Annotated in this window: 11 protein-coding genes; 7 read left to right on the forward strand and 4 right to left on the reverse strand. The window is 64.2% G+C overall.

The genetic code is table 11. From position 1 onward, the window contains the following. Positions 1-42 precede the first annotated feature (42 nt). Both QNO18_RS13080 and QNO18_RS13085 read left to right on the forward strand, forming a co-directional pair. Positions 43-663, forward strand: coding sequence for a MarC family protein (locus tag QNO18_RS13080; RefSeq protein WP_283178012.1), 621 nt, complete (start codon positions 43-45; stop codon positions 661-663). 53 nt (positions 664-716) lie between these two features. Further along, entirely contained in the window at positions 717-1,292 is a 576-nt protein-coding gene (locus QNO18_RS13085; protein WP_283178013.1) for a TIGR02281 family clan AA aspartic protease, read from the forward strand. 47 nt (positions 1,293-1,339) lie between these two features. Here the strand turns inward: QNO18_RS13085 and QNO18_RS13090 are convergent, their stop codons facing one another. Beyond that, positions 1,340-1,810, reverse strand: coding sequence for a DNA polymerase III subunit chi (locus QNO18_RS13090; RefSeq protein ID WP_283178014.1), 471 nt, complete (start codon positions 1,808-1,810; stop codon positions 1,340-1,342). Positions 1,811-1,817: 7 nt separating this feature from the next. After that, complete coding sequence (locus QNO18_RS13095) at positions 1,818-3,287, reverse strand: leucyl aminopeptidase (RefSeq protein WP_283178015.1); 1,470 nt, start codon at positions 3,285-3,287, stop codon at positions 1,818-1,820. A 214-nt stretch (positions 3,288-3,501) separates the two neighbouring features. On the opposite strand from QNO18_RS13095, the gene lptF reads away from it, so the two are divergent. From lptF to rsmA, 5 genes are all read left to right on the forward strand, one after another. Continuing rightward, positions 3,502-4,638, forward strand: coding sequence for an LPS export ABC transporter permease LptF (lptF, locus tag QNO18_RS13100; protein WP_283178016.1), 1,137 nt, complete (start codon positions 3,502-3,504; stop codon positions 4,636-4,638). After that, complete coding sequence (gene lptG, locus QNO18_RS13105; RefSeq protein ID WP_283178017.1) at positions 4,635-5,732, forward strand: LPS export ABC transporter permease LptG; 1,098 nt, start codon at positions 4,635-4,637, stop codon at positions 5,730-5,732. Before lptF ends, lptG begins: the two co-directional genes overlap by 4 nt. Position 5,733: 1 nt before the next feature. Further along, the gene (lptD, locus tag QNO18_RS13110; RefSeq protein ID WP_283178018.1) at positions 5,734-7,899 is read left to right on the forward strand and encodes an LPS assembly protein LptD; all 2,166 of its coding nucleotides are present in this window, start codon (positions 5,734-5,736) and stop codon (positions 7,897-7,899) included. 182 nt (positions 7,900-8,081) lie between these two features. Further along, positions 8,082-9,341 carry a peptidylprolyl isomerase gene (locus QNO18_RS13115; RefSeq protein WP_283178019.1) on the forward strand — a complete coding sequence of 420 codons (1,260 nt, stop codon included), beginning with the start codon at positions 8,082-8,084 and terminating at the stop codon, positions 9,339-9,341. A gap of 117 nt (positions 9,342-9,458) precedes the next feature. Further along, positions 9,459-10,304 (forward strand): 16S rRNA (adenine(1518)-N(6)/adenine(1519)-N(6))-dimethyltransferase RsmA, encoded by an 846-nt coding sequence (gene rsmA, locus QNO18_RS13120; protein WP_283178020.1) that lies wholly within the window; start codon positions 9,459-9,461, stop codon positions 10,302-10,304. Between the two features lie 712 nt (positions 10,305-11,016). On the opposite strand, the gene QNO18_RS13125 is transcribed toward rsmA, so the two are convergent. Both QNO18_RS13125 and QNO18_RS13130 read right to left on the reverse strand, forming a co-directional pair. After that, positions 11,017-11,463 carry a hypothetical protein gene (locus tag QNO18_RS13125; RefSeq protein ID WP_283178021.1) on the reverse strand — a complete coding sequence of 149 codons (447 nt, stop codon included), beginning with the start codon at positions 11,461-11,463 and terminating at the stop codon, positions 11,017-11,019. Between the two features lie 8 nt (positions 11,464-11,471). Then, positions 11,472-12,125 carry a DUF4167 domain-containing protein gene (locus QNO18_RS13130; protein WP_283178022.1) on the reverse strand — a complete coding sequence of 218 codons (654 nt, stop codon included), beginning with the start codon at positions 12,123-12,125 and terminating at the stop codon, positions 11,472-11,474. Between the last annotated feature and the right edge of the window lie 42 nt (positions 12,126-12,167).

Genomic DNA, 12,167 nt, shown 5'->3' on the forward strand with positions numbered 1-12,167 from the left:
AACCCGGTTGACGGGAGCGGGTTTCCCCCCTGACAGTCAGCCATGGACAGCGCTTTTCTGATCACCGCCTTTGCCACGCTTTTCGTGGTGATCGACCCGCCGGGTCTCGTGCCGCTGTTCATCGCCCTGACGCAAGGCATGGACCCAGGCCATCGTCGCGCCATGGCGCGCCGCGCCTGCCTGATCGCTGCCGCCCTTTTGCTGATCTTCGGTCTCTTCGGCGAGGTAATCCTGAACTTCATCGGCATTTCGATGCCGGCTTTCCGCATTGCCGGCGGCATCCTTTTGTTTCTCACCGCCCTCGACATGCTGTTCGAGCGCCGCACACAGCGGCGCGAGGGCCAGCAGCCCGATCCCGATCACGACCCCTCGGTTTTCCCGCTTGCGACACCGCTGATCGCCGGCCCGGGCGCCATCGCCACCATGATCCTCCTGATGGGCCAGGCGGGTGACGCCTGGAGCGCCAAACTCGCCGTCCTCCTCCTCCTCGCGGCGATCATGCTGGTGACCTTCCTCTTCTTTCGCGCCTCGCCGCTGCTGGAGCGCCTGCTGGGCCGCACCGGCACCGTGGTGATCACCCGGCTTCTGGGCATGCTGCTCGCCGCGCTTTCTGTCCAGTTCGTGATCGACGGGGTGCGCCAGACCGGGCTGATCACCGGCTGACGCCCTTCCAGCCCGCCCGCCTTTGCGCCATAGTCAGCGCAAAGGAGACCCAAATGGATTCAGAGCTCTGGCCGCGCGTCATCTATCTCAGCCTGCTGGTGGCGGCGCTTGGGGGCTGGATCCTCGTCGAATATCGCGGCCGCTTCGGCGCGGCCTTGCGCACCTTCGCCGCCTGGGGCCTGATCTTCGTGGGCCTTGCCGCAGGCTACGGGCTCTGGAAGGATATCCAGGGCGAGAACCGCCCGCGCCAGATGGCAAGCGAAGCCGGCGAGATGGTGCTGCGCCGCGCCGCTGACGGCCATTTCTACGCTGCCCTTGACCTCAACGGCACCGAGGTCTTCTTCATGGTGGATACCGGCGCCACCAATATGGTGATTTCACGCCGTGATGCGGAGCGGCTGGGCTTCAACCCTGAAGAGCTGCGCTACTTCGGCGAGGCCTCCACCGCCAATGGCATCGTGCGCACGGCCCGTGTCACGCTTGATGAAATTGATTTCGGCCCCTTCACTGACCGCACCATGGACGCCTGGGTGAATGAGGGGGAAATGGACGGCTCGCTCCTCGGCATGGATTACCTGCGCCGCTTCTCGATCCGCATCGAAGGCGACCGCATGATCCTGACGCGCTGAAGCCCTGCGAGCTACCTCCTTGCGACCTCCGCCATAGGCGTTCACCGTCAGCCAGACGCCCCGCCGGTCGAGGTTTTCATTTCCCACCGCCCCGCGGCATCCGACCAGTATTCCGCCACCAGCCCGGCCGCGACCACCGCTTTCCATTCGGCACGCGCCGCCTGCATCTGCCGCTCATCGGCGCCCTCGAACAAAAGCCAGACCCGCTCCATCAGAGCCGCCTCGCCCGGATCGACCGGCGATCCCGCCAAAAGCATCACCGCCTTCGCGCCATTGACCGCAGCCCCCGTGCCCAGCAGAACCGGCTGGAGGGCATCATGATCGCCCCCCGCAAGCCCATGCGGCAGGAACCCGTCCCTCGGCTCCAGCCAGAGCTGCATATCCAGCCGCTCCAGCAGCGCAGGATCCGGGCCGCGCAGCATCACATTCCAGCCCTGACCCAGAGCCTGGGTCAGGATCGGGCGCGCAGCCTCGGCAAGACTGCGCGCCGTCAGATGGTAGAATTTAACCGCGCCCATGGGCGGCTCAGCCCTCGAACCGGTCCTGGATCAGCCGGTTCAGCGCCCTGACACCCCAGCCGGTTGCGCCTTTCGGGCTGAACTCTGTCCCCGATTTCGCCCAGGCGGTGCCCGCGATGTCCAGATGGATCCAGGGCGTATCGGGTTTCACAAAGCGCTGCAGGAATTGCGCGGCGGTGATCGAGCCGGCCTCGCGCCCGCAGGAATTGCGCATATCCGCGACACGGCTTTTCAGCATCCGGTCATAGACCGGGCCCAGAGGCAGCCGCCAGGCGGCCTCATTTTCCCCCGCCGCTGCCTTCAGGAAGGCGTTGCACAGCGTGTCATCATTGGAAAACACCCCGGTATTCTCGTCGCCAAGCGCCACGATCACCGCGCCCGTCAGGGTCGCCAGATCGATCATCCCGCGCGGCGCAAACCGCTCTTGCGTGTACCAGAGGACATCCGCCAGAACGAGACGGCCTTCGGCATCGGTGTTGATCACCTCGATCGTGTCGCCCTTCATCGAGCGCACCACATCGCCGGGCCTTTGTGCCTTGCCGTCAGGCATGTTCTCGACAAGGCCCACCAGCCCGACCACATTGGTTTTTGCTTTGCGCAGCGCAAGCGTCCGCATCACCCCGGCGACGGTGGCGGCACCACCCATATCCATCACCATGTCTTCCATACCGGCCGCCGGTTTCAGGCTGATGCCACCAGTGTCGAAACAGACGCCCTTGCCCACAAGCGCCAGTGGCGGCTCGTCTTTTGCGCCGCCCTTCCATTGCATGACCACGACCTTGGACGGGCTTTCCGATCCCTGACCAACCCCCAGCAGCGCCCGCATGCCGAGCTTTTCCAGCTCTTCTTCCTCGAGGATTTCGACCTCAAGGCCCAGTTCCCCCATCGCAGCCAGCCGCGCGGCGAATTCATAGGTGTTCAGCACATTCGCAGGCTCATTGATCAGATCGCGGGTGAAGAACACGCCTTCTGCCAGCGCGGCATAGGGGGCGGCTTCGGCCGCGACCTCTTCGGGTTTCGCCACACAGAACGAGACCGGCCCATAATCCTTCTTGTCGCCCGAGCGGTAGATCTCGAACTCATAGGCCCGCAGCGCGAGGCCAAAGGCGATTTCCGCCGCGCGCGGATGGGTCTCGGCCAAAACCGTCAGCGCTTTGTCGCGATGCGCCGCACCAATGCTTGCACCGGCTTTGCGCGCGGCGTCCGCATCGGTGCGCTTTGGCAGGCGCAGGATTTGCACCGCATCGGCTGCGAGCCCGGCGGGAAAGGCCAGCTCCAGCGCTTCGCCCGGTTTGAGCTTGCCGAATGCCTCAGACCCGACTGCGCGGGTCAGTGCGCCTTTGGCGGCGCGGTCCAGCTTGCGCGCCATGGGCGACAAGGCGCCTGCGGCATCGGCGAAAAGGGCGATCCGTCCGGTAAGATCCGTCAGATCCCCCTTATCGGAATCTTCAAAACGGATCTGAACAGGATGCGACATGGTGTTGATTTCCCTGCAAAACAAGATGATTTCAACGCGAAAACAAAGGGCCGGCGACCGGCATTTCCGCGCTTTCGCCCAAAGCTAGCCCCCAAGACCGCGCTTGACCAGATATGAGTTTTCCCTGGCCGCGATATCGGCTAGGGTCGGCGCCGAAACAGCCACTCCCCCTGCCGGCCCGCGTGCCCGCAGATTGCGACTTCCGGTATCCCATTTGTCGAAATTCGACCGCTATCTGCTTTCCCAGCTTCTGGCCCTGTTCGGCTTCTTCAGCCTTGTGCTGGTGGCGGTCTATTGGGTCAATCGCGCCGTGGGGCTTTTTGACCAGCTGATCGGCGACGGTCAGACCGCGCTGGTCTTTGTCGAATTCTCGCTGCTGACGCTGCCGAATGTGATCCGCCTGGTGTTGCCGGTCTCGGCCTTTGCTGCCTGTCTTTACGCGGTGAACCGGCTGATGCAGGATTCTGAGCTGGTGGTGATGCAGGCGACCGGCTTCTCTGCCTTTCGCCTCGCGCGGCCGGTACTTTTCTTCGGGATCTGTGTTTTCGCGATGCAGATGGCCCTGACGAATTTCCTTGTCCCCAGAAGCCAGACCCGGCTGACCGCCCGCTCGGCCGAGATCTCGGAAAACGTCACCGCGCGGTTTCTCAATGAGGGGCGTTTCATGCATCCCGCCGCCGGGGTTACACTTTACATCCGCGAAATCAGCCAGCTGGGCGAGCTGAATGACATTTTCCTTGCCGATGACCGCAACCCGAGGGAGCGCGTCACCTATACTGCCCGCCAGGCGCTGATCGTGCGCGGCGAAGAAGGGCCGCGTCTCGTGATGCTGGACGGGATGGCGCAGAACCTCGCCCAGGACGGAAGCGCGCGGCTCTCGGTCACGCGATTCTCCGATTTCACCCTTGATATGGCGGGAATCGTTGGCGCAAAAGCCACCCGCCTGCGCAGCCTGCGCGAGGTATCGACGCCCGATCTGCTGATCGCCGGGCCAGACCTTCAGGCCGAGACCGGCGAGAGCCGGGCAAAGCTGCTGGAGGAAGGTCATGGCCGGATCGCGACCTCGCTGCTTGGGATCGCGGCGCCGCTGCTCGGCTTTGCCGCGCTGATGCTCGGGGGCTATTCGCGCTTTGGACTGTGGCGCCAGATCGGGCTGGCGGTGCTGCTGATCATCCTCTTGCAACTGGTCAATACCGCCGGCTCGGGCGCGGCATTGCGGTCTGAAAACCGCTGGCCGCTGGTCTATGCGGCGCCGGTCCTCGGCATCATTCTGGCCTCGGTGATGCTGTGGTATGCCGGGCGCCCGCGCTGCATCAGGGCGCCACAGGCCGAAGCCGGAGGCGTTGCATGACGCTTTCCCTCTATATCGCGCGCCGTTTTGCAATGACCGTGGGCCAGGTGTTTCTGGTGTTTTTCGGCATCCTGATGCTGATCGACATGATCGAACAGCTGCGCAAGTTCTCGGGAAAGGGTGCAGGTCTTGGGGATGCGTTCCACCTCTCGATCCTGAATGTGCCCGAAACCCTGTACCGCATTCTGCCATTGATTTTCGTGATGGGGTCCATCGCGATGTTCCTGTCGCTGGCGCGCTCTTCCGAGCTGGTGGTGGTGCGCGCGGCCGGTCGTTCGGGCCTGCGGTTTCTTGCGACGCCGGTGGTGGTGGCGACGCTGATCGGGCTGATGGCGGTCGCGGTGCTGAACCCGATGGTGGCGGCCACCTCGCGCGCCTATGATGATCTTTCGGCCCGCTATGCGGCGGATGGCAGTTCGGTCCTGTCGGTGTCAGATGCCGGGCTCTGGCTGCGCCAGGGTGGCAGCTATGGCCAGACGGTAATCCAGGCCGGACGCGCCAATTTCGACGGAACCGAACTGACCCGCGTGACCTTCCTGACCTTTGGCGAAGAGGGATTGCCGGTCACCCGGATCGAGACCACCAGTGCGAAACTGGTCAAGGGCGCCTGGATCCTCTCCGGCGCCAGGGTCTGGAACCTGAACGCCGACAATCCCGAACTGTCGGTCAAATCCTGGCCCGATGGCACCCGCCTGCCCACGGACCTGACGCCCGAACGGATCCGCGACAGTTTCGGCACGCCTTCGGCCGTGCCGGTCTGGCAATTGCCGAATTACATCAAAGACCTGGAGCAAGCCGGTTTTTCCGCCCGCGCCTATCGTCTGTGGTTCCAGATGGAGCTGGCCCAGCCGCTTTTGCTGACCGCAATGGTTCTGGTTGCCGCAGGCTTTACCATGCGCCACACCCGCGCCGGCAAAACCGGCATCCGTGTGCTTTACGCCATCCTCGCCGGATTCGCGCTCTTCTTCCTCAGGAATTTCGCGCAGGCCCTTGGCGACAGTGGCCAGATTCCGGTATCACTGGCCGCGTGGAGCCCGCCGCTTGCTGCGGTGATGCTTGCGCTTGGTCTTTTGTTGCATCTGGAGGACGGCTGATATGCGGATACGCCGCCTCGTCGCATCGCTCGCCGTCTCGCTTTTATGCTCCACGGCGCCACTTCTGGCACAGGCAACGGATGACCGCGCCACGCTGATCTCTGACCGGCTGGAAATCGAGGGGAACAACCGTCTCGTCGCGTCGGGCAAGGTCGAGGTGCTGCAGGGCGGCTACCGGCTTTCGGCCACGCGGGTCATCTATGACAAATCGACCGACAGGCTTTTCATCGAAGGTCCGCTGAGCCTGACCGATGCCGAAGGCAAAATGCTGATCCTCGCCTCGCAGGCCGAACTGTCCGCCGATATGACTGAGGGGCTTTTGCAAAGCGCCCGTGTCGTGCTGGACCATCAGCTGCAACTCGCAGCGGGCAATATCGCGCGGATCGGCGGGCGCTATTCGGCAATGTCGAATGTGGTAGCCTCAAGCTGCAAGGTCTGCGCCAGCCATCCGACGCCTTTGTGGGAGATCCGGGCGAAACGCGTGATTCATGACGCAGAAGAGCGGATGATCTTCTTTGAAAACGCCCAGTTCCGCGTCGCCGGGATGCCTGTGGCCTATATTCCGCGTCTGCGCCTGCCCGATTCCACCCGCGAAAGGGCGACAGGTTTTCTCGCGCCCCGGCTGCGCACGACATCAAGCCTCGGCTCGGGGCTGAAACTGCCCTATTTCATTGCGCTTGGGGAAAGCCGCGATCTGACGCTCACGCCCTATGTCACCACCCGCGACAGTCAGACGCTGGAACTGCGCTACCGTCAGGCCTTCCGGACCGGCGCGATCCAGCTTGAAGGCGCGGTGACGAAGGACAAGCTGACCGAAGAGACGACGCGCGGCTGGTTCCGGGCCCGGGGCGGCTTTCAGCTGCCCGATGATTTCCGGCTGACCTTTGATATCCAGACCACATCCGACAATGCCTATCTGCTGGATTACGGCTATTCCGATACCGACCGGCTCGACAGCCGGGCCGAGATCAGCCGGGTGCGCCGCAACGGGTTTTTCTCGGCCAGGATGGTCAGCTTCCAGTCGCTTCGGGATGACGAGGACAATGACACCCTGCCCGCGCTTGCGACCGATCTGACCTTCCACCGGCGGTTCTCGCTGGGGCCGATCGGGGGCCTCGGTGGTTTCCGGCTGCAATGGCATTCACATTACCGCACCTCGTCCAATCCCTATGACAGCCTTGACCCGGCTAAAGCGGACGGGATCGCAGATGGCCGTGACGTAAGCCGGCTTTCCGCGCGGTTTGACTGGCGCCGCAGCTTTGTCAGCGATCCGGGTATCGTTGCCACGCTGCTGGGTGAGGCCCAGGTTGATGCCTACCGGCTGCGCCAGGATGCGGTCTTTGCCGGCCGCTATACCCGGGGCCATGCCGCAGCCGGGCTCGAGCTGCGCTGGCCTTTTGTAAAAGCAACCGCCTCAGGTGCGACGCATGTGATCGAGCCGGTGGTCCAGCTGATCGGGGCGACCCGGGACCGCTCCGGCCTGCCCAATGAGGATTCGGTGCTGGTCGAGTTTGACGAGGGCAATATCTTTGCGCTTGACCGCTTTCCCGGGGCGGATGCGATTGAACAATCCAGCCGCGCCAATGTCGGGCTGACCTGGACGCGCTATGATCCGGCCGGCTGGAATGCGGGTTTCACGCTGGGCAAGGTGTTCCGGCGCAATGACAGCGACAGTTTCAGTCCCGGATCGGGCCTTGGCGGGCTGAATTCCGACTGGCTTCTAGCGGCAACCGTGGGGCTTCCCAATGGCCTCTCTGCCACCGGGCGCACGGTTTTTGACAATGATCTTGAACTCAGCAAAGCCGAGCTGCGGCTGAGCGCCGCGAATGAGACAGTGACCCTGTCCTCTTCCGCACTCTGGGCGGTCGCGGATATCGAGGAAAACCGCCCCGACCCGACCCGCGAGCTGACCTTTGATGCGGTCTGGCGGGTAAACCCTGCCCTCGCGGCCAAGGCCGAAGGGCGCTATGATTTCAACCAGACCCGCGGCACCATTGCGGGCCTCGGGCTGGAGTTCCGTAATGAATGCGTTGTGGTGGATGTTTCCCTCTCGCGCCGTTTCACCTCGTCAGATAGTGTGACCCCCACCACGTCCTTCGGCCTTTCTGTCGATCTGATCGGCTTTGGCAGCGGCCAGAAGGCTGGCCCTTCAAGGCGCTGCTACTGATCGCCGCGCAAGGCACCGCCCGACCGGGGCGGGTCAGGCTGGCAGGGCTTGCGCCCCGGCTTCGGGAGTGGCAGGCAGGGATAAGAGGAAAGCTGCGGCGGCGGGCCCCGATTGGCCCTGTCCGTCACAGGTTTGCCAGAGATTACGAGCTGACAAGAGACTACGGGCAGGCGGTCGGACAGATGGTAAAAGCTGAGAACACCCCGCGCAACAGGCTGCGCAATGCGACATCAGGACTGGCTCTGGTCATGGGCGCGGCTTTTCCTGCGGCCCTGGCGGCCCCGGTGATTTTCGCACCGCCCGCGCTGGCGCAGAACCTGTTTGCGCCACGGGTCTATGTGAACGAGCAGGTGATCACCGAATATGAGGTGACGCAGCGCGCGCGTTTCCTCCAGATCCTGAATGCGCCCGGCGATCCCGAAACCGAAGCGGTAAAATCGCTGATCGACGACCGGCTGCGGATGAGCGAGGCAAAACGGCTTGGCGTAAAGCTGAAGCCGGAAGAGCTGACTGCGGGGATGGAAGAATTCGCCACCCGCGCCAATCTGACCGCCGAACAGCTGATCGCGGAACTGGCCAAGGCCGGTGTCTCGGCTGAAACCTATCGCGATTTCGTCCAGGCCGGTGCCTTGTGGCGCCAGGTGGTCCGGGATCGTTTTGCCGGCCGTGTGCCGGCCTCCGACGCCGATGTCGACAAGTTCCTTGAAGCCGCAACCCGTCCACGGGCGATGAAGGTTCAGGTGTCAGAGCTGGTGATCCCGGCCGAACCCGGCCGTGAGGCCGAGGCGATGGCACTGGCAGAGCGGCTCTCGCGCGAGGTGAAGTCCGAAGCCGCCTTCGCGGCGGCGGCACGCAACTATTCGGCGGCGCCCACCGCGCCAACCGGCGGTCGCGTGCCGGACTGGCTGCAGCTTTCCAACCTGCCGCCCGCGATTTCCGCGCAGCTGCTGGCGCTGTCGCCGGGCAAGACCTCGGCGCCCATCTCGGTCCCGGGGGCAGTGGTTCTGTTCCAGCTGCGCGCGATTGCCACGGATGAAAAGGCTGCGCCGATCAGCGTCACAGTGGAATGGGCCGATTTCATGATCCCGGATTCGATGGAAGAGGTGGTGCGGGTCAGCGCGGGCTCGGATGTCTGCAACGATCTTTACGCCCTGGCGAAGGGTTTGCCGGCCGAGAATCTGACGATCCGGACGCAGGCATTGTCGGAAATCTCGCCCGAGATCGCGCTTGATCTTGCAAAGTTGGATCAGGGGGAATTCGTAACAAAGCCGCGCGGCGATGGCTGGCGGCGGCTGATCATGCTGTGCAAACGGCAGCCGGTCATGGATCCGCCCCCGAACCGCGAGCGGGTGAAAGAGGTTCTGATGAACCAGAAGCTCGATGGCCTGGCCGAGAACTATCTCGAGGAACTGCGCCATGCGGCGCTGATCCGCCGGCCCTGATATCGGGCTGACGGGTCGCGGCCGGAGAGTTGGGGGCAGACCGTCAGGAGAGACATTCGGGGGCCAGCCCCCGAACCCCCGGAGTATTTGGATCAAGAGGAAGACAGGAGCGGAGCTTTGGCGACGATAGACGGGCTGCCGCCACTGCGTGAGGTGATCCGCGCCCATGACCTGGTCGCGAAAAAGCAGCTGGGGCAGAATTTCCTGCTCGATCTCAATCTCACCTCAAAGATCGCCCGTGCGGCGGGGGATCTGAAGGGCTCGGATGTGCTTGAGATCGGGCCAGGGCCCGGGGGCCTCACGCGCGGGCTGCTGGCCGAAGGCGCCCGCCATGTGGTTGCGGTTGAAAAGGACGCGCGGGCGCTCCCGGCGCTGGCCGAGATTGCGGCGGCCTATCCGGGGCGGCTGACGGTGCTGCATGGCGATGCGCTGGAGCTGGATGTGGCGGCGCATCTGACTGCTCCGGTAAAGATCGCGGCCAACCTGCCCTATAATATCGGCACCGAGCTTTTGGTCCGCTGGCTGTCGCCGCCGGTCTGGCCGCCCTTCTGGCAGAGCCTGACGCTGATGTTTCAGAAAGAAGTGGCCGAGCGGATCGTGGCAAAGCCCGGCAGCGACCATTACGGGCGGCTCGCGCTGTTGGCGGGCTGGCGGACCGACGCGAGGATCGTCATGACCCTGCCGCCGGAAGCCTTCACCCCGGCGCCCAAAGTGCATTCGGCGGTGGTGCATCTGACCCGGCTCGAGGAGCCGCGCTTTCCGGCGGATGGCAAAGTGCTGAACCGGATCACCGCCATGGCCTTCAATCAGCGCCGCAAGATGCTGCGTTCCTCGCTGAAGGGGCTCGCGCCTGATGTCGAGGCACGGCTGGAATCGGTTGGGATCGCGCCGACCGCGCGCGCCGAGGAAATCGGGCTGGAGGCCTTTTGCGCGCTGGCCCGCAATATTTCGAGCGCGGTTTAAGGGATGTCGGGCCAGGGGCTGCCTGGCCCGCATCGACACCCCGTTCGCGGACACAATTTGAGCTGCTCCCTATATCCCTGTTCAGCTGAATTTCGCTGGCGGCTGTCCGGTTTCATCAGTTTCGATCCTGAGTAAAGATCCCATGGCTGCTCGCGTCCCTGGCCTGTGAGTCTGGAACCAGGCGCCCCCCGTGTCAGGCGATCTTTCCAGACGAGGGGGGCAGTTGCGGGGTCCTATCGCTGTCTCTGGCACACCGAAGCGAAGGCGGCAGCGTTCAGCGCCTTGTGGCAGAAGCTCCGCTCCGGCATGTCAGCACCCCGCCAGGCCAGAACCTTGCGAGAGGAACCGGCACATGCCAGCGACTGACAGCTCCCGGCGCCCCTGCAGACAGCTGGCTCCGGTGCGCGAGGCCTGCCTGGGCTTTCCGCGCGCGGCCCACCCATGATGAAAGAACGCGCGCGGGACCGACAGAAGGCGACATTTAGCGCCAGTCGGCGGCGCCGGGGCCCGGCTCAATCTGCCGACGCCTCTGGGGCCACGCCAGGGCCGGAGCTTTCCGGACAAGAACCGGCAGCGACGGTCTCAGAAACTGGTTTGCGCCCCGATCTCCCCTTCCCGGGGGCATCAGCACAAGCCAGATTGCCACATCCGTCACTGTGAGACCGCCGGAGAAGAAATCAAAAAGGCCGCCCCAAGGCGGCCTTTCTGTCGTTCACTCAGCGGCTTCGGGTGTCTCCGGGCCACTGGCGGTCTTGCGCGGGCGGCTGACACGACGCGGTTTTTCGACCTCGGCGACCTCTGCGGGCCCGGCAGCTTCGTCAGCCTCACGACGGGTATTGGCGCGCGGCGCGCGGCTGCCGGCGGGACGCTCGGCTTTCGCAGGTTTCTCGGCAGTTTTCTCACCGCGCGGCGTGCGCGGACCACGCGCGGCGCGGCCCCCGGACGCAGATTCGGTCACGGCAGATGCGGCGGCGGGCTCTTCGCCGGCCTCGGCCGATTGGCGGGCAGTGGCGAAAAGCGGCGTATCTGCAACGGCCTCTGGAGCCGGAGCGGGCGCGCTGTCTCCGCCGGACAGCACCGGTTCCGAAACTGCAGGCGCCGGGGCGCCACGTTCGGGAAGATCAACGAGGCCGCCATTATCCGAACCAAAATCGATCACATCTGAAATCAGATCCGGCTGGCGGGTGTCCTCACGCTGATGGCGCGGCTCCCGTCCCTCGCTGCGGCCTTCGCCGCGCGGCTCATTGCGCGAGTCGTTCCGGTTCTCGTTGCGCACTTCAGCGCGGGTCTCATTCCGGCCCTCGTTGCGACCTTCACCCCGGTTGTCCCCCGGTTGTCATTGCGGCCGTCACTACGGACCTCATTGCGGCTGTCATTTCGGCCATCGTTGCGTTCAAAGCGGTCGCCGCGATCATTGCGGTTGTCACGCTCACCACGCTCACGATTGTCGCGGTTGCCGCCATTCTGGTTGCCATACTGGCCGCCATTCTGGTTGCCGGAGCTCTGGTTGCCGGAGCTCTGGCCAGTGCCGGTTTGCTGATACTGCTGCTGGCGGGCTTCCTGCTCGACGGCAAGCTCGCGCTGCGCCTCGGCCAGCATCCTTGTGTAATGCTCGGCATGCTGGAGGAAATTCTCTGCCGCCACGCGGTCATTCGACAGCTGCGCATCCCGCGCCAGCGTCTGGTATTTTTCGATAATCTGCTGCGGCGTTCCCCGCACCTTGCCTTCAGGACCCGACGAATCGAACACACGGTTGACGATATTGCCGAGCGAGCGCGGGCGGTTCTGATTTGAACGCGAGCGTTTCTTGGAAGAGCGCATCTTTGCCTAATGTCCAGGGATCACCGTGGCCCCCATAATGCC

It is taken from the genome of Gemmobacter sp. 24YEA27 (assembly GCF_030052995.1).
Classification (GTDB): Bacteria; Pseudomonadota; Alphaproteobacteria; order Rhodobacterales; family Rhodobacteraceae; genus Pseudogemmobacter.